At 55.0% G+C, this 23,402-nt stretch carries 22 protein-coding genes; 6 read left to right on the plus strand and 16 right to left on the minus strand.

The window, feature by feature from the left end:
* The first annotated feature begins 69 nt into the window (after positions 1 to 69).
* Positions 70 to 1,029: an AraC family transcriptional regulator gene (locus AAGR08_RS01595; RefSeq protein ID WP_345828204.1), complete on the plus strand. Its 960-nt coding sequence runs from the start codon at positions 70 to 72 to the stop codon at positions 1,027 to 1,029.
* Between the two features lie 36 nt (positions 1,030 to 1,065).
* Here the strand turns inward: AAGR08_RS01595 and AAGR08_RS01600 are convergent, their stop codons facing one another.
* The 11 genes from AAGR08_RS01600 to AAGR08_RS01650 all read right to left on the minus strand — a co-directional run bounded on the left by AAGR08_RS01600 (position 1,066) and on the right by AAGR08_RS01650 (position 9,071).
* Positions 1,066 to 2,124: an NAD(P)-dependent alcohol dehydrogenase gene (locus AAGR08_RS01600; protein WP_345828206.1), complete on the minus strand. Its 1,059-nt coding sequence runs from the start codon at positions 2,122 to 2,124 to the stop codon at positions 1,066 to 1,068.
* Between the two features lie 163 nt (positions 2,125 to 2,287).
* On the minus strand, positions 2,288 to 3,262 hold the full coding sequence (locus AAGR08_RS01605) for a glutathione S-transferase family protein (RefSeq protein ID WP_097095930.1): 975 nt from the start codon (positions 3,260 to 3,262) through the stop codon (positions 2,288 to 2,290).
* Between the two features lie 81 nt (positions 3,263 to 3,343).
* Entirely contained in the window at positions 3,344 to 3,754 is a 411-nt protein-coding gene (locus tag AAGR08_RS01610; protein WP_097095931.1) for a DoxX family protein, read from the minus strand.
* 206 nt (positions 3,755 to 3,960) lie between these two features.
* Positions 3,961 to 4,245 carry a YqjK-like family protein gene (locus tag AAGR08_RS01615; RefSeq protein WP_097095932.1) on the minus strand — a complete coding sequence of 95 codons (285 nt, stop codon included), beginning with the start codon at positions 4,243 to 4,245 and terminating at the stop codon, positions 3,961 to 3,963.
* A complete protein-coding gene (locus tag AAGR08_RS01620; RefSeq protein ID WP_176519205.1) occupies positions 4,242 to 4,640 on the minus strand; it encodes a phage holin family protein in 399 nt (132 codons plus the stop codon). The genes AAGR08_RS01615 and AAGR08_RS01620 overlap by 4 nt, the downstream gene beginning before the upstream one ends.
* A gap of 2 nt (positions 4,641 to 4,642) precedes the next feature.
* A complete protein-coding gene (locus AAGR08_RS01625; protein ID WP_008103512.1) occupies positions 4,643 to 4,948 on the minus strand; it encodes a YqjD family protein in 306 nt (101 codons plus the stop codon).
* Between the two features lie 35 nt (positions 4,949 to 4,983).
* Complete coding sequence (locus AAGR08_RS01630) at positions 4,984 to 5,355, minus strand: DUF1090 domain-containing protein (RefSeq protein ID WP_141400238.1); 372 nt, start codon at positions 5,353 to 5,355, stop codon at positions 4,984 to 4,986.
* A 174-nt stretch (positions 5,356 to 5,529) separates the two neighbouring features.
* Complete coding sequence (mzrA, locus tag AAGR08_RS01635) at positions 5,530 to 5,898, minus strand: EnvZ/OmpR regulon moderator MzrA (RefSeq protein ID WP_097095935.1); 369 nt, start codon at positions 5,896 to 5,898, stop codon at positions 5,530 to 5,532.
* A gap of 2 nt (positions 5,899 to 5,900) precedes the next feature.
* Entirely contained in the window at positions 5,901 to 6,572 is a 672-nt protein-coding gene (locus AAGR08_RS01640; protein ID WP_097095936.1) for a DedA family protein, read from the minus strand.
* 334 nt (positions 6,573 to 6,906) lie between these two features.
* Positions 6,907 to 7,680, minus strand: coding sequence for a transcriptional regulator ExuR (gene exuR, locus AAGR08_RS01645; protein WP_097095937.1), 774 nt, complete (start codon positions 7,678 to 7,680; stop codon positions 6,907 to 6,909).
* 89 nt (positions 7,681 to 7,769) lie between these two features.
* Positions 7,770 to 9,071, minus strand: coding sequence for an MFS transporter (locus AAGR08_RS01650; protein ID WP_345828209.1), 1,302 nt, complete (start codon positions 9,069 to 9,071; stop codon positions 7,770 to 7,772).
* 370 nt (positions 9,072 to 9,441) lie between these two features.
* Between AAGR08_RS01650 and uxaC the strand changes: the two genes are divergently transcribed.
* From uxaC to AAGR08_RS01665, 3 genes are read left to right on the plus strand one after another with little or no spacing between them, the layout of a single operon-like run.
* Positions 9,442 to 10,857, plus strand: a complete 1,416-nt coding sequence (gene uxaC, locus AAGR08_RS01655; RefSeq protein WP_097095939.1) for a glucuronate isomerase — start codon at positions 9,442 to 9,444, stop codon at positions 10,855 to 10,857.
* A gap of 2 nt (positions 10,858 to 10,859) precedes the next feature.
* Positions 10,860 to 12,308, plus strand: a complete 1,449-nt coding sequence (locus AAGR08_RS01660; RefSeq protein ID WP_345829832.1) for a tagaturonate reductase — start codon at positions 10,860 to 10,862, stop codon at positions 12,306 to 12,308.
* Positions 12,309 to 12,312: 4 nt separating this feature from the next.
* Positions 12,313 to 13,803 carry an altronate dehydratase family protein gene (locus AAGR08_RS01665; RefSeq protein WP_345828210.1) on the plus strand — a complete coding sequence of 497 codons (1,491 nt, stop codon included), beginning with the start codon at positions 12,313 to 12,315 and terminating at the stop codon, positions 13,801 to 13,803.
* Between the two features lie 72 nt (positions 13,804 to 13,875).
* On the opposite strand, the gene sstT is transcribed toward AAGR08_RS01665, so the two are convergent.
* The 3 genes from sstT to AAGR08_RS01680 form a co-directional block, all read right to left on the minus strand.
* Positions 13,876 to 15,117, minus strand: coding sequence for a serine/threonine transporter SstT (gene sstT, locus AAGR08_RS01670; protein ID WP_345828212.1), 1,242 nt, complete (start codon positions 15,115 to 15,117; stop codon positions 13,876 to 13,878).
* Between the two features lie 229 nt (positions 15,118 to 15,346).
* Positions 15,347 to 16,318 carry a TerC family protein gene (locus AAGR08_RS01675; protein ID WP_097095942.1) on the minus strand — a complete coding sequence of 324 codons (972 nt, stop codon included), beginning with the start codon at positions 16,316 to 16,318 and terminating at the stop codon, positions 15,347 to 15,349.
* Positions 16,319 to 16,574: 256 nt separating this feature from the next.
* Entirely contained in the window at positions 16,575 to 17,561 is a 987-nt protein-coding gene (locus tag AAGR08_RS01680) for a Gfo/Idh/MocA family oxidoreductase (RefSeq protein WP_345828214.1), read from the minus strand.
* 138 nt (positions 17,562 to 17,699) lie between these two features.
* On the opposite strand from AAGR08_RS01680, the gene AAGR08_RS01685 reads away from it, so the two are divergent.
* The gene (locus AAGR08_RS01685) at positions 17,700 to 19,388 is read left to right on the plus strand and encodes a chloride channel protein (RefSeq protein ID WP_345828216.1); all 1,689 of its coding nucleotides are present in this window, start codon (positions 17,700 to 17,702) and stop codon (positions 19,386 to 19,388) included.
* On the opposite strand, the gene AAGR08_RS01690 is transcribed toward AAGR08_RS01685, so the two are convergent.
* Positions 19,385 to 19,885, minus strand: a complete 501-nt coding sequence (locus tag AAGR08_RS01690) for a M48 family metallopeptidase (protein ID WP_097095945.1) — start codon at positions 19,883 to 19,885, stop codon at positions 19,385 to 19,387. The two genes, AAGR08_RS01685 and AAGR08_RS01690, sit on opposite strands and share 4 nt — an antisense overlap.
* A gap of 81 nt (positions 19,886 to 19,966) precedes the next feature.
* Here AAGR08_RS01690 and rlmG point away from each other — a divergent pair, with 81 nt between their 5' ends.
* The gene (gene rlmG, locus AAGR08_RS01695; protein WP_097095946.1) at positions 19,967 to 21,085 is read left to right on the plus strand and encodes a 23S rRNA (guanine(1835)-N(2))-methyltransferase RlmG; all 1,119 of its coding nucleotides are present in this window, start codon (positions 19,967 to 19,969) and stop codon (positions 21,083 to 21,085) included.
* On the opposite strand, the gene AAGR08_RS01700 is transcribed toward rlmG, so the two are convergent.
* The gene (locus AAGR08_RS01700; RefSeq protein WP_345828217.1) at positions 21,086 to 23,089 is read right to left on the minus strand and encodes an NADPH-dependent 2,4-dienoyl-CoA reductase; all 2,004 of its coding nucleotides are present in this window, start codon (positions 23,087 to 23,089) and stop codon (positions 21,086 to 21,088) included.
* Positions 23,090 to 23,402 lie beyond the last annotated feature (313 nt).

Here is a 23,402-nt window from a genome sequence, read left to right on the forward strand (position 1 = left end):
TCAACATACGGGGCGGGATAGTTTAGGCTAGCGATCATTCCGCTCTGTTTCGTCACAGGTGAAAATAGCATGCATCTTCAGCCGATTGATCGCTGGCCAAACGCGCTGCGCCAGCAAACCGCAGCGTTGCGTCGCGAGATTGCCGCTCGCTTGCAGACGTACACCGGTAGCCGGCCCAATATTGTGAAGCCTTTTCCTGGGATGATGATGGCGGAGTTGCATGAGCCCACTCCACCAATGTCCTATATTTATGAACCCAGTCTTTCGCTAATTATTCAGGGTGAAAAGCGCGTGTCACTTGGTGATACAACTTACACTTATAATGAATCGCGCTTTTTTCTTACCGCCGTTAATTTGCCTACCATTGCCGAAGTGCCGCAGGCGAGTGCGGAAGAACCGTTTCTGTCGCTACTCATCACGCTGGATTTGCCACTGGCGCGCGAAGTGATCGCCGATATGGAGCAGCACGGCAGCCGTGTGAATCCACAGAATACCGGCATGTCGTTGGGCGCGGCAGATTGTTCTTTGCTGAATGCGGTGCTGCGCTATCTCGCTAATCATGATTCATCACACAACAGCAGTTATGTCAGCGATCTCATTCAGCGCGAAATTCTTTATCGCATCTTAACCAGTGAAGCGGGCAGCGTATTTCGTGAGACCGTTTTAACCGGAACCAGTAGCCAGCGCGTCTCGATTGCCATTAACTGGTTACGAGAAAATTATGTGCAACCGTTGAGCGTCGAGGCGCTGGCACAGCGGGCAGGAATGGGGGTATCGACGCTCCATCACCATTTCCGACGCATGACCACCATGAGCCCGCTGCAATTTCAGAAGCATTTACGGCTGTATGAAGCGCGCCGTTTGCTGATTGCGGAAGAGATCGATGCATCAAGCGCGGCGATTCGCGTCGGCTATGAGAGCGTGACGCAATTTCATCGTGAATATAAGCGCATGTTTGGCGCCACCCCGATTAGGGACAAAGCGCAGCTGCTGGCGGGGACAGGGAATCTGGCGATGGCGGTGCGCTAATACCAGCCGGATGCACCGGCTGATAGTAGACGCTTATCAGGCCGCGGTTAATGAGGCCATATCAATCACAAAGCGATACTTCACATCACCGCGTTCCATGCGTTCAAACGCATCATTAATCTGCTGCATATTAATGGTTTCGCAATCCGGATGGATGTTTTTACGCGCACAGAAATCCAGCATCTCCTGCGTTTCGGCAATGCCACCGGACGGCGAACCGGTAATGCGGCGACGCCCCATAATCAGCGGCAACGAGCTGAATGCCTCCATATTGCCGAGCGCACCAACAATCACCAATGCGCCTTCCACATCCAGCAGCTGTACATAAGGCGAGACATCGTGGCGGGTCGGAATGGTATCGATGATCACGTCAAATGAGGATGCTGCCTGCTGCATTGCCTCGTCCGAGGTTGAAAGCAGCACATGTTCAGCACCGAGTTGATGTGCTTCTTCGGCCTTGCCCGCGCTGCGGGTGATTACTGTCACCTCCGCACCAAGGCCGGCGGCAAGTCGCACCGCCAGATGCCCCAATCCGCCAATGCCCACTACGCCGACGCGCGATCCCGGCCCGACGTTCCAGGTACGTAATGGCGAGTATACAGTGATACCGGCGCACAATAACGGCGCGGCGCGAGCAGGATCGAGTCCCTCCGGCAGATTGAGGACAAATTCCTCTCGCACCACCACATGTTTGGCATAGCCGCCATAAGTGATGTCGCCAGTGAGGCGATCGCGACCGTTATAGGTCACCGTCGGGAATTCGCGGCACATCTGCTCTTCATGACGGCGACACTGATCGCATATCTGGCAGCTATCGACAATAGTACCCACCGCCACCCATTGTCCTGTTGTGTAGCGTTGAACGTCGCTGCCGACATCAATAACGCGCCCAATGATTTCATGTCCTGGCACCAGTGGGTAAACGGTCGGTCCCCACTCTTGCCAGTCATTCCTTGCCTGATGTAGATCGCTGTGGCAGACGCCCGAGTAGACAATTTCGATAGCCACATCGTTATTGCGCAGCGCGCGGCGTTCAAAGGTGAACGGGGTTAACGGCGCATCAGCGCTCAGTGCAGCATAACCGTAGGTTTTCATAGTCGCTCCAGTTTACGGTGAGAGTCGTTTAACTGTAGCCAGTGAAGGGATGAAGGAGTGAGTCTGATTCTGCCTGATGATTGCCTGTTTCTCTTGGGGGAAATCGGTGAAGCCGTTCCGCTCATTCGAAACTTCTCCCGCAAGCGGGAGAAGGAAAAGGGCATCAGCCGCGCCCGTGCGGCTCGTCCCAGTCAAACGCCGGGCCCAGCGAAATCACGCCGCTTGGGTTGATGGTTTTGTGGCTGCAATAGTAGTGATGGCGGATATGCGGCAGATTGACCGTATCGGCAATGCCAGGCATTTGGTAAATGTCTCGCAGGAAACCGCTGAGATTACGGTAATCGCTGATGCGATGGCGGTCACACTTGAAATGGGTAACGTACACCGGATCGAAGCGCACTAACGTGGTCCAGAGTCGCAGATCGGCTTCGGTAAGCTTGTCGCCGGTGAGATAACGATGCTGGCCAAGAATTTGCTCCAGGCGCGCCAGTGAGTGGAACAGTGATGTCACCGACTCATCGTAAGCCGCCTGCGAAGTGGCAAAGCCGCTCTTGTACACGCCGTTGTTCACGGTATCGTAAATCCAGCCGTTCAGTTCATCGATCTTGTCGCGCAGTGCCGGTGGATAGTAATCACCGGCGCGTGCGCCTTGCGCATCAAACGCGCTATTCAGCATGCGTATGATATCGGCGGATTCATTGCTAACGATGGTGTGCTGCGTTTTGTCCCACAGCACTGGTACGGTGACGCGTCCGGTGTATTGCGCGTCGGCGTGCAGATAAAGCTGATAGAGAAACTCATTTTGATACAGCGAGTCGCCGGTGGCGTCGGGGAAGTCATCGTCGAAAGTCCAGCCGTTTTCCAGCATCAGCGGATGCACCACTGAAACCGAAATCATCTCTTCCAATCCTTTAAGCTGGCGCATCAACAGCGTGCGGTGCGCCCACGGACAGGCGAGTGAGACATAGAGATGATAGCGATCGCGTTCGGCGGCGAAGCCCGCTTTACCGGTTGGGCCGGCGCTGCCATCGGCTGTAATCCAGTTGCGCCAAACGGCTTCTGTGCGTTTGAAGCGGCCTCCGGTTGACTTCGTGTCGTACCAGGTGTCATGCCAGACACCGTCAATCAGCTGTCCCATAAGCCCTCCATAAAAAAAAGAGGGCGAGGAAAATCCCCGCCCCTGCAATTGAGTATATGTGCTCTGTGACGCTTGTGCTGCTTAGCGTGCGGTCGCCGGTTGGACGCGCTGACGAATCAGACGGTCAATGCTGTAAGCGCCTGGACCTACCAGACCCAACACCAGGAAACCACCAGCGATGGAAAGGTTCTTCATGAACATCAGCTGGTTAACACCTTCAGCGAAGTTGCTGTGGAACAGGAACGCGGTCAGCAGAGTGAAGCCTGCGGTGAACAGCGCGGTAAAGCGCGTCAGGAAACCGAACAGGATTGCCAGGCCGCCGCCGAACTCAAGCAAAATAACCAGCGGCAGCATGAAGCTCGGGACGCCCATGGATTGCATATACTGCGCGGTACCGGCGTAACCGGTGATTTTGCCCCAGCCTGCGGTGATAAACAGAATGGTCATTAGTACGCGTGCTACCAGCAGGCCTGAGTCTTCGAATTTTTTCATCATCTACTCCAACAAGGTTTTTGTTGCAGGTTGTTGGCCTGCGGGTTTTGAATCCCGTTGAACCGCTTATTTCAGTTCACTGGGTTGATGGAGGGAGATGATAATCGCAGCTTGAAAGAGTTGTAAGCGAGATAAACTGTCAGTGTTATTCAGGAAATTTGAGGGAACGAAACCGAATCAATCCGATCCGGTTTTAGAGAGAGGAATTAGCGTGTATTTAACGTCGATTTAATCATGCGCCAGGTGCTCCAGACGCCGAAGCCACGTTTGGCCCAGCGCAGGAGACGGTTGGGGCTGCGGATCGACCAAATCGCCAATGCACTGCTGCCAATCGCCAGATAGCGGCGCATGCCGATAAGCGTGAGCCAGCCACGATCGTACTGTGCGGTACTGGTTAGCCAGTCGCGGCTATCGGCACTGAGGTCGAGCCGCTGCTGCTGCACCTGATTTAGCAGTTCGTGAATGCGAGCTTCACGTTCGCGGCGGCTCATGAGCGATGCTCCTCCAGCAATTTACGATCGGTATCCAGCTCTTTACGCGTATGGCGCAACAGCGTTGACTGACGCGATTTATAGAGCGTCCATAAGCCGAAAATCAGCGCCAACGCAAACAGCACGCCGGTGGTAATGGCAATCGCCATCAGGCGATATTGCGCGTCCACCGCCCAGATGATCAGCACCATCAGGCTCATAAGTCCGAAAGCAGTAAACAGCATGGTAAGGCCCACCATCATCAGCATTTGAATCAGGTTTGCCTTTTCCTCTTCCAGTTCCACGATGGCGAGACGAACGCGTGTCTCGGCCATGCTCACCAGTGTGGTAACTATCCGCTGCCCAATATTAAAGACCCCTTTGCCGGGGCCGTGGCTTTGCTGACTATCACTCATCATTAACGCCGTGAGATTAAAATGCCGATTAAAATACCTACCGCCGCGCCGATACCGACGCCGTGCCATGGATTATCGCGTACGTATTCATCCGCCTTTTCCGCCGCTTCACGCGTGGTTTGTGCAATACGTTCGCCAGAATCGCCAAGGCGTTCACGGGAGCTTTCGATAGCGCCGCGCGCTTTGTGACGCAGTTTATCCAGCTCACCTTTGGATTTGTCCGCTGAGCTGCTCAGCACTTCTTCCAAGGTATCAGCCAGATTTTTCAATTCAGCGCGCAGATGTTCAGATGTTGATTCTTTAGCCATGGAAATCTCCTTTTACAGCATTGAGTTAAGTCCGATTAATAAGGTTCTGCTTCAAGCTTTTTCAATTCGTGCTGGGCTTCTTCAAGCTTACGCTCGCGCTTCTCAATTTTGTCTTTGTCGCCGTCCTGACGCTCTTCCTTAAGCTCACGTTCACGCTCAGCAACCTTGTGTTTCTGCGCCGTGATGCGTTCGCTATGCGCAGATTTCAGTTTCTCGTCGGTGCAGCCTGCACGCACTTCGGTTAAAGCGCGCTCCAGTCCGGTGACACGGCGCTGGTTGTTATGCTGCTTCGCCATATCGATTTCGTGCTGGATATCTTGCTCTTTTTGCTGACAGAGCGATTCAGCCGCCAGCAGCGAACCCGAGAGTGAGAAAAGAATAGCACCTAGCAGTAATTGATGTTTCATCAGGTAGTGACCTTCCATTGTTGATGACCTGCCTGAGAGCAGACAGGAGAAGCTTCCCAGCATGTCTTAGGCTTACGCTACCTCTAAGGATAGACAGCAGACGAAAAAATTCAAAGAAGACGCGGGGATAGCGAGGATTGACTCACCGCCTGGCTTATTGTCAGGCGGTGACGATTAACTGTACGTTGGCCGATTTGCATCAGGGTATTGCTGCGAAGCCTGCGGCCCAGCAGCCACGACGAACCCTTGTGGCAACAGGCGTTTCAGCACTTTCTGCGCTGCCAGGCTCTGCTCTTCATTCTCAAAATGAATGACCAACGCATCGCCAGAAGGCGTAATACTTTTGATACGCACGCCTTGTGCCGAAAGTTGCTGATAAAGATAGAAACCATCTGGCAGATTGGTGCCGTTGTTTGCCACGCGGATTTTAACCACGGTTTCGTGCTGCATCAGCGTTGGGACAGAACAGACAACCAGCAGCGCCAGCGCGCCACCCAGCGCCCAAGGCAGGAAGCGCCTTGGGAATCCATTAAATTTGAACATGATTATGGATTCCCGTTACGAGTTGACTGACGTTTGCGCCAAAGCACCACTAACGAACCGACCAGACCAACGACCAGTAGCACTAGCGGCAGCAGCATCAGGCACAACATCAATTCATCTTCATAACGCCGGAAAATCGGGGTTTTACCCAGCGCGAAGCCTAATACGGTAAGAATCAGCACCCACAAGAATCCGCTCACCCAGTTAAAAAACTGGAAGCGTGCATTGCTCAGGCCTGAGAGCCCGGCGATGGTCGGCAGCAAGGTGCGCACGAAGGCGATAAAGCGACCAATCAGCAAAGCCGATAAACCGTGGCGATGGAACAGGCTATGTGCGCGTTGGTGGTATTGCGCCGGCAGATGCGAAAGCCAGTTTTGCACGGTGGGCGTATTGCCCAGCCATCGGCCCTGAATGTAGCTCACCCAGCATCCGAGGCTAGCGCCGGTAGTTAAAATCAGAATGGTAAGCGGGAAGCCCATGGTGCCTTTAGCAATCAGCACCCCAACCAGAATGAGCAAACTGTCGCCGGGTAGAAAGGCGGCGGGTAGCAGCCCATTTTCCAGAAACAGAATCATAAACAGCACGCCATAAATGGCCCAAACCAATGTTGGGTCGGAGAGCATTTCGTAATCCTGCTGCCATAAGGCATGCAGCAATGCTTGCAAAATATCCATCAATCATTCCTGAACATCATTGTTAATCGTGCCCGTAAGGGGCTTAGGCGCAGACTGGCATTGTTTATACATTGTTAGATAAGCAGCCTGAGCAGGAGTTTCCGGATCCTTCCAGAATTGATTGTTAAATCAGCGACTTTTAAAAGCCCTGTCGCAAAGGGTAATAAAAGGGCGATAACTGTAACAAAAATAACGTTATCCAGACAGGGGAAAGTGCCTGCCGCACAGGAGTTTTACCTTTACACGCAGAGGGTCCAAAGGAGCTTTACATGAGCTGACACTATTGCAGACTAACTGACTTTTCAGCGGCGAAATGCCGGAAAAACCAGCAGATTTAGCGCGGCGTATCGCTAGCTTCAGGCAGGATGACCGGATTTTCCGCAAACATGTAACGGTCGACATTAAATTCAAAATCGTCGGTCGTCGCGTTAAACAGCATCTGTTTAGTATTTTCCAGATGTTGCCACATTGCCAGCTTGCTGGCGGCGGGATCTTTGCGAATCAGTGCTTTTAGAATCTGGTCGTGATCGTCACACCAGCTGGTGATATTTTTGGCATCAATGTGTTCGTGCAGCTTGAGCCAGTAGGGGTTGTGTAAACGATGTAGCCACATCTTCTCGACGATGGCGGCAAGCGCGCTATTCTGCGTCGATTGCGCAATGCGCACGTGGAATTCCATATCCCATGCTGAGTCACGCGAATGATCTTCCTGACGCGCTTTCTCCTGAATCGCCATCAGCGCCACAATATCCTGACGCGTCACTTGGGTGGCGGCAAACTCGGCAACGTTGCTCTCAATCAGCTGGCGCGCCTGTAATAACTCGAACGGACCGAAATTGGCAAACTCCAGCTGGCTGGATGTCATCACGCGGTTCTGCTGCTGGTTGCTCATGACATGAATGCCGGAGCCTTTGCGCACCTCCACGTAACCTTCCACTTCCAGCATGATGATCGCTTCACGCACCACGGTACGGCTTACCTGCATCTCTTCGGCGATCAGACGTTCAGCAGGCAGCTTATCGCCAACGGCGTAGTCACCGGCTTCTATGCGGCGTTTGAGTTCACTGGCGAGCTGTTGATACAGGCGACGAGATTCGGTCAGGTCCATTACGGGGTCCGCTGTGGGATCAAAGTTGAGTTGTTATACCACTTCAGCCGCGTAGAGGAAATGGGCTGGCCTGCGCCAGCCCGAAGAGATCAGGAGCGTGCCGGCGCTGCCTGTCCGGTAGGTTGCTCATCCAGCTCGGAAACCGGTTGGTTTTTCAGTACCGTCCAAATGACAACCGCACCTAACAGATCAAACACCGCCAGCGCCGCGAACAGTGGGCTGAAGCCCAGCGTATCGGCCAGCGCGCCCACCACCAGGGCAAACATGGTGCTCGCCGTCCATGCCGCCATGCCGGTCAATCCATTGGCAGTGGCGACTTCGTTACGGCCAAATACATCAGAAGAGAGGGTGATCAATGCGCCAGAGAGCGCCTGGTGAGCGAAGCCACCCACGCACAGCAGCGCAATTGCTACATATGGACTGGTGAATAAACCGATGGTGCCTGGCGCAATCATCAATACCGCGCCCATCGTAACCACCAGCTTGCGCGAAACGATCAGATTGACGCCAAACCAGCGCTGGAACAGCGGCGGCAGATAACCGCCAACGATGCAGCCAAGATCGGCAAACAGCATCGGCATCCACGCAAACATGGCGATCTCTTTCAGGTTGAAGCCATAAACTTTGAACATAAACAGCGGAATCCACGCGTTAAACGTTCCCCAGGCCGGTTCGGCGAGGAAACGCGGCAACGCGATGCCCCAAAACTGACGGTTGCGCAAGATCTGGCGGGCCGACATTTTCTTGTTGTTGCCGGTTTGATGCTGCAACTCTTGTCCTGCAATGATGTAGTGGCGCTCCTCATCGCTCAGCTTGGTTTGCTGCTTAGGATGTTTGTAAAACACCAGCCAGCAGATCGCCCACACCATACTCAGCACGCCGGTGATGATAAATGCCATTTGCCAGCTGTGTGCCACGATCGCCCACACCACGAGCGGGGGCGCCAGCATCGCACCAATTGACGATCCTACGTTGAAATAGCCCACCGCGACCGAACGCTCTTTGGCGGGGAACCATTCGCTACTGGCTTTCAGGCCTGCGGGAATCATTGCGGCTTCGGCTGCGCCCACGGCACCGCGCGCCAGGGCAAAACCGCCCCAGCTGCCGGCCATCGCCGTCGCGGCACAGAAGATCGCCCAAAGTATGGCAAAGACTGCATAGCCGATTTTGGTGCCGAGCATGTCCAGCACATAACCGGCCACCGGCTGCATGATGGTGTAGCACGCCGAATAGGCGGCCACGATGTAGGAATATTGCTGGGTGGTAATGCCTAGCTGGGTTTCCAGCGTCGGCGCCGCAACGGCAATGGTATTGCGCGTCAGGTAACCGAGCACGGTGCCCAGCGTCACCAGCCCAATCATGTACCAGCGTAGCCCTTTGATCTTACGCATTATTAACCTCGTCCAGTTTGTCGTTGCGGTTTGCCGCTGTAGTTATCTGGAGCGGGATAGTGTGAAACGTACTTCTCACCCCCGCATTTCCTTGCCTGTGCCATAAGTTCGTTTACAACGGAGCGAGAGGTTAACTTGTTATACATCTTGAAAAGTTGAATGCCATCACATAAACCATGTCCGTAGTGTGTGTTAGCGTTAAAGATCGATAAAACAGCCATTTAACACAATATCCGCAACAAGAATGTCCATATGTCCACAGTAAAACAGTGATTATTGTGAGTGAGATCGCAAACAATTTTTCCGGTCGCTTAAATTGGTATGATAACTTTTAGTAAAAGCCGGATGGCTCCAAAATGAGGAAGCAGGTATGTCGCGTTTTATGAGTGAAGATTTCCTTCTCGACACCGAGTTCGCCCGTCGTCTGTACCATGACTACGCAAAAGATCAGCCGATTTTTGACTATCACTGCCACTTGCCGCCGCAGCAAATTGCCGAAAATTACCGCTTCAGCAACCTCTATGACATCTGGTTAAAAGGCGATCACTACAAATGGCGTGCGATGCGAGCCAACGGCGTCGCGGAAGCGCTCTGTACCGGTGATGCCAGCGACCGGGATAAATTTGCTGCCTGGGCGCGCACCGTGCCGCATACCATCGGCAACCCGCTTTATCACTGGACGCACCTCGAACTGCGTCGGCCTTTTGGCATTACCGATGTACTGCTAAATGAACAGAGCGCCGAGCGTATCTGGCAGCAGTGCAATGAATTGCTGGCGCAGGACGCGTTTAGCGCGCGCGGCATCATGCAGCAGATGAACGTAAAGATGGTCGGCACCACGGATGACCCGCTTGATGACTTGCAGCATCACCGCACGGTGGCTGAAGACAGCCGTTTTAACGTGAAAGTGCTGCCGAGCTGGCGTCCGGACAAGGCGTTCAACATTGAGCTGGAGAGCTTCCTGCCATGGATTCAGCGCCTTGAACAAGTGGCGGATGTTAGCGTGCAACGCTTTGAAGATTTACGACGCGCCCTGAGTCAGCGGCTCGATCATTTCGCTGCCCATGGCTGCAAAATCTCCGATCACGCGCTGGATGTGGTGGTGTTTGCCGAGGCCGATGACGCCACGCTGGACGGCATTCTGGCACGTCGCCTGCAAGGTGCTGCACCTTCAGCAGAAGAAACGGCGCAATTTAAAACCGCGGTGCTGGTATGGCTTGGCAGCGAATACGCACGCCGTGGCTGGGCGCAGCAGTACCACATTGGCGCGCTGCGCAATGCCAATCGCCGCCAGTTCGATATCCTCGGTCCGGATGTTGGCTTCGATTCGATTAATGATGCGCCGCTAGCGATGCCGCTGGCACGCCTGTTGGATGCGCAAAACCGTCAGAATGCCCTGCCCAAAACTATCCTCTATTGCCTCAACCCGCGCGACAACGAAGTACTGGCCACCATGGCGGGCAATTTCCAGGGCGAAGGCGAACCGGGCAAGATGCAGTTCGGTTCAGCATGGTGGTTCAACGATCAGCTGGATGGCATGCAGCGTCAGATGACGCAGCTGGCACAAATTGGTTTGCTGAGCCGCTTTGTTGGCATGTTAACCGACAGCCGCAGTTTCCTCTCCTACACCCGCCACGAATATTTCCGCCGCCTGCTGTGTCAAATGATCGGCAACTGGGTAGCGCGGGGTGAAGCGCCCGCTGACGAGGCGTTATTAGGCCAGATGGTACAGAACATCAGCTTTAACAATGCGCGCGATTACTTCGGCATTGAGCTGGGAGCCTGATGATGCAGCGACTCAATCGTCACAATTTTCCGGGCGCGCAGTATAGCGATCGCGTTATTCAGTTTGGTGAAGGCAACTTTCTGCGCGCCTTTATCGATTGGCAGCTCGACTGGCTTAATCAGCATCAAGGTACGGATGCTGGCGTGGTGGTGGTACGGCCCCGCAACCGCGTGGTGAAAGAGACGTTGAATCAGCAAGATGGCTTATACACTACGCTGATACGTGGTCTCAACGCGGCAGGTGAACAGGTGAGTGAAACCCGCCTGATCCGCAGCCTGAATCGTGAAATTCAGCCGTATCAACAGTTTGACGATTTCCTTGCGCTGGCCCGCGCGCCGCAGATGCGTTTTGTGTTCTCTAATACCACCGAAGCCGGCATTGTTTTTGTTGAGCAGGATCGGCTGGACGATGCACCAGCATCCTCGTTTCCCGGAAAGCTGACGCAGCTGCTGTGGACGCGCTTTAACCACTTTACCGGTGCCAGCGATAAAGGCTGGCTTATCGTGCCGTGCGAGCTGATTGACTATAACGGCGACACGCTGCGTGAGTTGGTGCTGCACTACATCAAACATTGGCAGCTGCCGCCAGAGTTTGCGCGCTGGGTGTTGGATCACTGCGCTTTCTACAACACGCTGGTGGATCGCATTGTTACCGGTTATCCCGCCGACAGCGCGGAGATTGAGGCGCAGCTTGGCTATGAGGATCGCTATCTGGTGGCGGGCGAAGTCTATTACCAATTTGTGATTCAGGGGCCAGCCGCGCTAGCGCAGGAGCTGAAGCTCAACACGCTGGCACCGGAAGTGAAGCGGGTGGATGACATCACGCCGTACAAAGCGCAGAAGGTGGCGATCCTCAACGGCGCACATACTGCGCTGGTGCCGGTGGCGTTTCAGTGCGGGCTGGAAAGCGTGGGTGACGCGATGGAAGACGCGCAGATTGCTGGCTTTGTGGATGACCTGCTGCGTGACGAGGTGATCCCAACGCTGGATCTGCCGCGCGATGAGCTGCACGCCTTCGCTGACGCGGTGCAGCGGCGTTTCCGCAATCCCTTTATTCGTCATGCGCTGCTCTCTATCGCACTCAACGGCATGACCAAATTCCGCACCCGTTTACTGCCACAGCTGTTGCTGGCGCAGCAGCAAAATGGGCAGTGGCCTGCACGCCTGACCTTCGCCTTTGCCGCGCTGCTGGCGTTTTACCGCGGTGAAGAGGGCGATCGTCACTGGCCGCTTCAGGACGACGAACACTGGCTGCAGCGTTTCGCTGAGCTGTGGCCCGCCGTGCAGCACGATAAACAGACCCCGGAACAATTGGTGCGCGCGGTCCTTAGCGATGCTGATCACTGGGGCGAAGATCTCACCCAGCGGCCAGGATTAGTGGCCGCAGTAAGCCAACACCTGCAAAACATCATCGTCCACGGGATGCGGACGGCGTTGACCCAACTGAGATAACGCTATGCAAGATGCGATAAGAATACATTCACGCGACAACGTTGCCGTGGCGCTGCGCGATTTGCCCGCCAATACCCAGGTCGAAATCAATCACCAACTGATTACCCTGCAACAGGACGTTGGGCGTGGCCATAAGTTTGCTCTGCAGCCGTTGCCCAACGAGGCGCTGGTGATCAAATACGGCTTGCCGATTGCCCATGCTACGCAGCCGATTGCTGCTGGAGAGATGATTCACTCCAGCAATGCGCGCACCAATCTGAGCGATGTGGATGAGTACGACTATCGGCCCGAGTTCCTCGAATTGCCGCCACAAGCGGGCGATCGTGAGGTACAGATCTACCGTCGCGCCAGCGGCGAAGTGGGGATACGAAATGAGCTGTGGATCCTGCCTACCGTTGGTTGCGTCAATGGAATCGCGCGGCAAATCCTCACGCGCTTTATGAAAGAGAGCAATGATGCCGAAGGTATTGACGGCGTACACCTGTTCAGCCATCCGTTCGGCTGCTCGCAGCTCGGTCAGGATCATGAAAACACCCGCACCATGCTGCAAAATATGGTGCGCCATCCTAATGCCGGTGCGGTGCTGGTGATTGGCCTTGGCTGTGAGAACAATCAGGTTGATGTATTCCGCGACACGCTTGGCGGTTTCGACAGCGATCGCGTGCAGTTTATGGAGTGTCAGAAGCAGGATGATGAAGTGGAAGCGGGGCTGGAACGTCTGCACGCGCTCTACCAGGTGATGCGTGCAGATCGACGTCAGCCAGGCAAACTCAGCGAGCTGAAGTTTGGTCTGGAGTGCGGCGGTTCCGATGGTTTTTCCGGCATCACCGCCAATCCGATGCTGGGCTGTTTCTCCGATCAGATGATTGCCAACGGAGGTACGACCGTGCTGACGGAAGTGCCTGAAATGTTTGGTGCGGAGCGCATTCTGATGAGCCGCTGCCGCGATGAGGCCACCTTCGAAAAAACCGTGGCGATGATCAACGACTTTAAGCGTTACTTTATCGATCATCAGCAACCGATTTACGAAAATCCATCGCCCGGCAACAAAGCGGGCGGCATCACGACGCTGGAAGAGAAGTCGCTCGGCTGTACGCAGAAAGCCGGCCAAAGCCAGGTGGTGGATGTGTTGAAGTACGGCGAACGTTTGCACACGCCGGGACTCAATCTGTTGAGTGCGCCGGGTAACGATGCGGTGGCGACCAGCGCGCTGGCGGGCGCAGGTTGTCATATGGTGCTGTTTACTACCGGGCGCGGCACGCCCTATGGCGGGTTTGTACCCACGGTGAAGATTGCCACCAATACGCAGTTGGCCGAGAAAAAACCGCACTGGATCGATTTTAATGCCGGACGTTTAATTGAAGGCATGAGCATGGCGGAGATGCTGGCGGATTTCGTCGATATGATTGTGGCGATTGCCAATGGCCAACCGGCGCGGAATGAAACCAATGATTTTCGCGAGTTGGCGATTTTTAAAAGTGGTGTAACGCTATAAAACCCGGTGCGCATGAATGCGCACCCTACGGATTCACGTGAGGTCGCCATGTATGGCGACCTGGAGCAATGGTTATTCTGAAACCGTACGACGCGGCGCGCGCTCGGCTTCCGCCTGGCAAACGGCCGCAGTAAACAGAATATCTGTCGATGAGTTCAGCGCGGTCTCGGCGGAATCCTGCAGCACGCCGATAATAAAGCCCACCGCAACTACCTGCATCGCCAGATCGTTTGGAATACCAAACATATTACAGGCTACCGGAATCAGCAGCAGCGAACCGCCGGCGACGCCTGATGCACCGCAGGCGCATAGCGATGCGACCAGGCTCAGCAGAATAGCGGTTGGCACATCCACCGAAATGCCCAGCGTATGCACCGCGGCCAGCGTCAGTACGGTAATGGTAATCGATGCACCGGCCATGCTGATGGTGGCGCCCAGCGGAATCGACACGGAATAGGTATCTTCATCAAGATTGAGACGCTTAGCCAGCGCCATATTCACTGGAATATTGGCCGCCGAACTGCGGGTGAAGAACGCAGTAACGCCGCTTTCACGCAGGCAGGTAAACACCAGCGGATAAGGATTACGACGGATCTTCTGCAACACCAGCATGGGGTTAATCACCAGCGCCATAATCAGCATGCAGCCGAGCAGCAGCGTCAGCAGATTGGCGTACTCCCAAATGGCATCAAAACCGGTGGAAGCGAGGATCGACGCCACCAGACCAAAAATTCCCAGCGGCGCACAGCGAATCACACAGCGCACCACCCAGGTTGCGGCACTGGATGCATCATTGAGAAACGCTTTGCTGCCTGGGCTGGCATGACGAAACGCCAACCCTAAGCCCAATGCCCACACCAGAATACCGATGTAGTTGGCATTTATCAGTGCCTCAATCGGATTCGACACCATGCTGATCAGCAAGCCGTGCAGCACTTCACCAATACCCGACGGCGGGGTGATCTGTGTGGCGCCCACGTTCATCGACAGCGTCTGTGGGAACAGATGGCTGAAGATCACCGCAACGACCGCCGCAAAGAAGGTGCTGAGCAGATAGAGCATGATAATTGGGCGAATGTTGGTTTTCTGCCCTTGCTGATGGTTGGCGATGGAGGAGATCACCAGCACCAGAACCAGCAGCGGCGCGACGGCTTTTAGCGCGCGAACGAACAGCTCGCCCAGCAGGCCAACGGCTAGCGCGGCATCGGGTGAGAACCACGCCAGCGCGACGCCGGCCACCAGGCCGATCATGATTTGTTTTACCAGGCTTCCTGCGAACAGCGCGCCCAGACGTCCAATAACGTTGTTTTGCATAGTACGGTCTTTTTATTGTGGTCATGAGTGTTGTGCGCGGTTCTGCCGCGCATAACGGTTTGCCCGGCGGAGTATAAGGAAAAGAGCTATTGAGGAAAGAGATAATTCTGTGCGTGCGCAGCAGATCGGTTTTTTGATCTGCTGATGATAGGAAGTGTGACAGACATATAAAAGGCGAAGATTGCGACTGGCGAAACAAAGCAGGGGCGATTAGCGCCCCTGCAGACGATTATTGTGAGATCTTCTTCTGGTCGTTTCTGTGGTTCACCCAGGCATTGATCAGCAGCGTACCGCCAAGAATCACACCGACAACGGCCAGCGAGATCGCCACCGGAATATGGTAAAACTCGACGATCAGCATCTTGATACCGATAAACACCAGCACGATAGCCAAACCGTATTTCAACATTGAGAAACGCTCCGCCACATTTGCCAGCAGGAAGTACATGGCGCGCAGGCCGAGAATGGCAAACAGGTTGGAAGTTAATACGATGAACGGATCGGTGGTGACCGCGAAGATGGCGGGAATGCTATCCACGGCGAAAATCACATCGCTTAGCTCCACCATAATCAGCACCAGCAGCAGCGGTGTCGCAAACAGTACCCCATTTTTACGGGTAAAAAACTTCTCGCCTTCAAGGCTATCCGTCATGCGCAGATGCTTGCGCAGCCAGCGCACCACCGGCTTATCGCCTACCGCACTATCCTCTTCTTCTTTGGCCAGCGCCATTTTGATACCGGTGAACAGCAGGAAAGCGCCAAAGATATACAAAATCCAGCTGAACTGTACCACCAGCCAGCTACCGGCGAAGATCATGATAGTACGTAACACAATCGCGCCTAATACCCCATAAACCAGCACGCGACGTTGCAGATTGGCCGGAACGGCGAAGTAGCTAAACAGCATTAACCAGACGAAGACGTTATCGACCGCCAGCGCTTTCTCTAATACGTAGCCGGTGAGGAAAGCGAGGGTTTGTGCGGTAGCGACTTCACGTCCAGCCGTGCCTTCGAGATACCACCAAAAGGCCGCACTGAATAGCAGCGAAACGGAAACCCAAACCAGCGACCACACAGCCGCTTGTTTGAATGACATGGTTTGCGCGCCGCGTCGGCCCTGTAATAGCAGGTCGATCGCGAGCATGACGAGCACAACGACAGCGAAGCTGCCCCAAAGTAACGGTGTGCCTACAGAGTGCATGGCGTATCCTTTTCTGAACATAAAAAAACGGCTGAAGTCAGAAGACGTCAGCCGCTTTGATCGTGCTGCAAGCAAACCTCGCCTTCCGGCAAGGTCTCACTTACAACTCAGAATAGATTCCGGGTTGCCTGACGACCGGATGCGTTACGCATCGTAATGACGATCAATCAGCTTACAAGTTACTCCCCTTTGCAGCGGCAAACATACGGAGTATGGCGTGCGGTTTCAAGAGGCAACGTGAAATATTCTGCAATATTTACACACCAGCCTGGTCTGCCGGAAACACGACGCCCGTCTGGCGGCGAATTTCGGTGAGCAGCTGGGCGGTGATGCGCGAGGTTTCTAACGCCGGATGGTCTACTTCACCGGCCTCCACCAGGCTGGCAAAGGTCTCTGCTTCGTACAGCATGGTGTTGATGTGCTGGGGCTGCGTCAGATTTTGGCTTTCACCACCGCGCGGGATAAAGCGCAGCTGCTGGCATTCGGAGATCTTTTCCACGACAAGCGCGCCCGCTTCGCCCTGAATCTCACTCGGGATCACTGAATCACTCACTTTGGAGTGCAGCAGGGTGACATCAAAATCACCATAGCCCAGCACCACCACGCCATGCGCATCAACGCCGCTTTCCAGCAGCGAAGCCTGCGCTTTAACCTGCTGCGGCGCGCCCCATAACGTAACCGCTGCGGCGAGGCAGTAATACCCAATGTCCATGATGGAACCGTTCGACCAGCGCGGATTGAAGGTGTTAGGGTTCTCACCATCAAGATAGCGCTGATAACGCGACGAATACTGGCAATAGTTAAACAGCGCTTTGCGCAGTTTACCCAGCTGCGGCAAGGTGCTTTGCAGTTGCAGAAAGGTGGGCAAGCTGGCGGTTTTAAAGGCCTCGAACAACACCACCTGATGCTGGCGTGCGCAGGCAATCATCGCCTCGGCTTCACGCAGATTGGACGCCATCGGCTTCTCGCAAATCACATGCTTGCCGTGCGACATGAACAGTATTGCCTGCTCGCTGTGCAACGCGTTGGGGCTGGCGATATACACCGCATCGATTTCACGGCTGCTAGCGAGCGCTTCAAGGGAAGTGAAGGTGAGCTTGCAGGGATAATCCTCTGCAAAAGCCTCGGCCTGCTGCTGGTTACGCGAATAGACGCCGCTCAGCTTCATCTTGCCGGTTTCATGTGCGGCATCGATAAACTGACGGGTAATCCAATTGGTTCCCACAATAGCGAAACGAATCACGAGCTGTTCTCCTGCTAAAGTAAAGCGGCAGAGTAGCATGTTCAGCGAATCGGCAGGCAGGCGAAATTTGATCCTGAGATCCGCATTCCAATATGATGATGTCGCACAATTTTTTAACCGACTAAGCGGGGACGCGCGGTGAGTGGAAGTAAACATGCTCTGAACTGGACCACATTGCTGATCGCCATTCCCGTGGGATTCGTCGCGTCGCTGGTCACGCTGGCATTTCGCGGTGTGATTGAGTTGATCAACCACCTGCTGTTCAACAGTGATAATGAAATCACCGTGGCGATGCACGTTTGGCCGTGGATCTTCTGGCCACTGCTGGTGGGATCAGGCGGCGTGCTGGCCGGCTGGTTTCTGCGCTATGCAGTGGCGATAGAGCAGCAAGAAACGGTAAAAACCGATTATCTGGAAGTGATCAATGCGCGCCTCGATGCGGTGCCGACCAAAACCTCACTGTTTCGTGCGCTCTCCTCAATTGCCAGTATCGGCAGCGGGGCGTCGATTGGTAAAGAGGGGCCGATGGTGCAGCTGTCGGCGTTGAGCGGCAGTTTAATCGGACGCTGGTTGCCCGCATCGCTCAATTTACGCCATAGCGATATCGTGGCGATGGCCGCCGCCGCAGGCCTCTCTTCGGTGTATCACGCGCCGCTCGCATCGGCGATTTTTGTTGCCGAAATCGCCTTCGGCATCTCGGCGCTGCAACGGCTGATCCCGTTGATTGTCTCCTCGGCGGTGGCGGTAATGACCATGTGGTCACTGGGATTCCGCAGCGCGCTTTATCCCTTATCTGAAGCGCTGTTCCAGATGGATATCAGCAGCTTGCTGATGACGCTGCTGATTGGTCTGGTTGCCGGATTTGCCGGTTGGATACTGATCAAACTGATTGCGCGCAGCAAGGTGTTGTTTAGTCGCGTGCGATCGCTGCCGCTGCGTTTAGGCGCGGGTGGGTTAGCCGTGGGTTTTCTGGCGCTTATTTCCACCGATATTCTCGGTAACGGTTATGAAGTGATCGTTAACATCATTGATGGTCACTACGTCTTAATGGGGTTGTTAGGATTGCTGGTGCTGAAAACGCTGGCAACGACGCTTTCGGTCGGCTCAAGCGCGGTCGGCGGGCTGTTTACCCCTTCATTATTGATAGGTGCACTGCTTGGCGTGGCGCTAGCCCAGATTGGCGCGATGCTGCATTTACCGGTAGGCGATACCCTGCTGTATGCGGCCATCGGCATGGCGGCCGTGCTGGCGGCGGTGAGCCAGGCACCGTTGATGGCGATGCTGATGGTGCTGGAGATGACGCTCAACAGTAGTCTCTTGTTCCCGGTGATGATTGCCTCGGTGCTGGCATCAATGGTGGTGTATCGCCTGCAGTCTTCCAGCACTTATCCGGTGGTGAGCACGCATTTCAGCCGCGCCGAAGCCAAATATGATTTCGATAATATGCGGGTTGATCAGCTGATCATTCCCGGCGCGGCGCTGCAGCCGGAAGAGTCGGTAGGGCAGGCGCTGGCGGTGAGTTCACTCAAACGTGAGCGTTATGTCTACGTCATAAATAGTGAAGGGCAATTTCTCGGCGTGGTGTCGATTCATGACATCTCGCGCAAGGTGCTGGCACAGGAGATCACCCTGCATTCACCGGTAAGTCAGGTGATGGACAACAACTTTCCCTGTATTTATCAGAATCAAAGCATGCGTGAAGGATGGGAGGCTTTTGCCCGCGTCACGCTTGAGCGCTTGCCGGTGCTGAATAATCCGCAGGAGCGCCGTTTTATGGGCGCACTGACGAAAACCAGCCTGATTCAAAAAGCGCAGGAGTTTCTTTAAGCCGCGTTGCCGCGCATCGCCTGGTCGGTCATCCATAAGCGGGCATCGAACTCCAGCTGGTGGTAATCCGGCTCCATGTGGCAGCAGAGTTGATAAAAGGCTTTGTCGTGCTCTTTCTCTTTAAGATGCGCCAGCTCGTGCACCACGATCATGCGCAAAAAGGCTTCCGGTGCGAGACGGAAAAAGGTCGAGATGCGGATCTCGGCTTTGGCTTTTAGATTACCGCCCTGCACGCGTGAAATCGCGGTGTGTAGCCCAAGTGCGTGCTTCATCACCTTGATTTTATTATCCCAAATCACTTTGCTTACCGGCGGCGCGCTGCGCATATAGCGGTTTTTAAGCGCTTGCGTGTAGTCATAAAGCGCGCGGTCGCTGACGATATTATGGGTATCGGGATAGCGCTGCTGGAGAAAGGTGCCTAATCGCTGATGATCGATCAGCGTCTGCACCTGTTCGAGGATGTTTTCAGGGTAACCCTGCAGATAGATTAATGACATTGGGATTCCCGACGAAAGACAGTATACTGCGCCCCCTTTTTAGGGCGAAAATCGCGCAAAGTGTACCACGCCGGAGATTCCATGAGCCAACTTGAACTGACCAATCGCACGCTGACGCTGCACCGCTTCCCGCCTATGCGCGAGGAAAGCCCGCTACAGGCGTGGGATTCCGCCGATGAATACCTGTTGCAGCAAGAACTGCCAGAGGGACCGGTGCTGGTGTTCAACGACAGCTTTGGTGCGCTGACCTGCGGTCTGGGCGCGCGTCCGGTATGGCACGTGAGCGATTCGCTGCTGAGCGAACAGGCGGCAAAGCAGAACCTGCGTCTCAACGACATGGATGAAGATCAGGTGCACTTTATCGACAGCCTGGCACCATTACCCGCTGCGCCAGCGGTGGTGATGATCAAAATCCCGAAAGCGCTGGCGCTGCTTGAGCATCAACTGCGCGCCCTGCGCGAAGTGGTGACGCCGGAGACGCTGATTTTAGCGGCAGCGAAAGCCAAAGATATTCATAACTCCACGCTGCAACTGTTTGAGCGCATCCTTGGTGAAAGTAAAACCTCGCTGGCGTGGAAAAAGGCGCGTCTGATTTATAGCCATTACAGCGCACCTGCGTTAGCGGAACAGGCGGCGACCACCGTTTGGCCGCTCGACGACTCGCCATATCAGATCCATAACCACGCCAACGTCTTCTCTCGCGCCTCGCTGGATGTGGGCGCGCGCTTCTTTATGCAGCATCTGCCTCATGATATTGAAGGTGAGATTCTTGATTTGGGCTGCGGTAATGGCGTGATTGGCTTACTGGCGCTGGAACAAAATCCTAACGCCGATGTGCTGTTTTATGACGAATCTTACATGGCAGTGGCATCGAGCAAGCTGAATGTGGAAGTCAACCGCCCGCAGGATATGGCGCGCTGCCAGTTCCGCGTTAACAACGTGTTGAGCGGTTTCCCGTCGGATCGCCTGCATGCGGTACTGTGTAATCCGCCGTTCCACCAGCAGCACGCGGTGACCGATCATCTGGCATGGCAAATGCTGCGTGATGCCAAGCGCTGCCTGCAGTACGGTGGCGAATTGCGCATCGTCGGCAACCGCCACCTCGGTTATCACGTCAAAATGAAAAAGCTGTTTGGCAACTGTGAACTGGTGGCGTCCAATGCCAAGTTTGTGGTGTTGCGTTCGGTCAAACTGCGCTGATCATACGCTCAGCGCCAGTTCTGTTGCCTGAGCAATGGCGCGGCGAGCATCCAGCTCCTGCGCCACATCCGCCCCACCAATCACCCGCACCGCTTTACCTCGCGCGCTAAGCTCGTCCGCGAGCTGACGCAGCGGCTCCTGACCGGCACAAATCACCACATTATCTACCGCCAACGTCATATCTTCGCCCTGATGACGCAAATGCAGCCCAGCATCGTCAATCTTCAGATACTCAACGTCACCCCACAACTGCACGCCGTGCGCCTGCAAACTGGCGCGGTGGATCCAGCCGGTGGTTTTTGCCAGACCTGCGCCCGGTTTGCCTGATTTACGTTGCAGCAGCCAGATTTGCCGGTCGGCAGGCAGCGGCTGCGGTGCAATCAAACCGCCGCGTGCCTGCAAGCTGCGATCGATGCCCCAGCTTTGATAAAAATCCTCGTGGTCGGATTGATGCAGCAGATACTCCGCGGTATCAAAGCCAATGCCGCCAGCACCGATAATCGCTACGCGTTTTCCCACCGGTTTTTTATCGCGTATCACGTCGAGGTAGCTCAGCACGCTGGGATGGTCGATGCCGGGGATTGCCAGCTGGCGCGGTACGATGCCGGTGGCGATGATCACGTCGTCCGCCGTGATTAACTCATCGGCGCTCACCCGATGTTCCGTTTTTATCGTCACCCCTGCTGCGGCGAGCTGGTGACGGAAATAGCGCAGCGTTTCGCTAAATTCGGCTTTACCGGGGATCTGCCGGGCGATAGTAAACTGTCCGCCAATCTGCGCATCCGCTTCGTAGAGCGTGACCTGATGACCGCGCTGTGCCGCCTGAAGGGCAAATGCCATACCTGCGGGTCCAGCGCCCACTACCGCCAGTTTTTTCGGCTGTTCGGTCGGGATTACCGGCATCTGCGTTTCGTGGCAGGCGCGCGGATTCACCAGGCACGAGGTGACTTTGCCGAGAAAAATCTGGTCGAGACACGCCTGATTGCAGGCAATACAGGTGTTGATTGCATCGGGCTGGCCGCGCATTGCTTTAGTGACGAAAGCGGCATCGGCAAGAAAGGGGCGCGCCATCGAGACCATGTCGGCAATGCCATCGCGCAACAGCTGCTCCGCAACTTCGGGATGGTTAATGCGATTGGTGGCGATAACCGGTACCGATACGCGATCGCGTAGATGTTGGGTGACCCAGGCAAAACCGGCGCGCGGCACGCAGGTTGCAATGGTCGGAATACGCGCTTCATGCCAGCCGATGCCGCTGTTAAACAGCGTAACGCCGCGCTGCGCCAGGGCTTCTGCCAGCGTTAGCGTCTCTTGCAGTGAGCTACCGTTGTTGACCAGATCCAGCATTGAAAGACGGAAAATAATGATGAAATCGCCACCCACGGCGTCACGCACCGCCTGAGTGATCTCCAGTGCAAAGCGTCGGCGTCGTGCCACGTCGCCGCCCCAATCATCGTCACGCTGATTGGTATGCGCGACCAGGAACTGGTTAATCAAATAACCTTCCGAGCCCATGATCTCGACGCCATCATAGCCGGCCTGCTGCGCCAGTTTGGCGCAGCGCGCAAAGTCCTGAATGGTTTGTCGGATATCGGCATCGCTGAGCGCTTGCGGTGTAAAGGGATTGATGGGGGCCTGCAATGCCGAAGGTGCAACCAGATCCCGCTGATAGCTGTAGCGTCCGGCATGCAGGATCTGCAACGCAATTTTCCCTCCCTCCGCGTGCACGGCATCGGTAATGATGCGATGCCACTCGCACTGGCTTTCCTGATTGAGTATCGCGCCGCCCTGCGCCACCACGCCTTGTGGGTTAGGCGCGATGCCGCCGGTAACGATGAGCGCCACGCCTTCACGTGCGCGCTCAGCGTAGAAGGCAGCCAGACGCTCTGCGCCATCAGCATGTTCTTCCAGTCCGGTATGCATCGAACCCATCAGGAAACGGTTTTTGAGTTGGGTAAAGCCCAGATCGAGCGGGGCGAAGAGATGGGCATAATGCTCAGACATGATCACATACTCTGAAAGTGGTCGGATGAGTGAACTCTAGCGGGATTTTGCGGGGAAGAAAGTGTGCGGCGTTCAGCCTGTGAGAAACATCAAAAAAAAGCAGGGCGGCAAGTCGCAGACGAAAGTGTGGATTTCTCTCGCCAGGCACGGGAAGAAACTTGCTCGCCCTGTAATAGCATGAAGTTGGGGGCTAATTAATTAGCTCTATGGTTATTAATTTCGTAAAACTCAACCTTTTTAAACACAGTCCCGGGTGAGGACGAAGCACATCATGCCATGTACAAACCTGATTAATCCCCAAGAACGGTCTTGA

It is taken from the genome of Pantoea sp. BRR-3P (assembly GCF_039621635.1).
GTDB classification, from domain to species: domain Bacteria; phylum Pseudomonadota; class Gammaproteobacteria; order Enterobacterales; family Enterobacteriaceae; genus Pantoea; species Pantoea floridensis.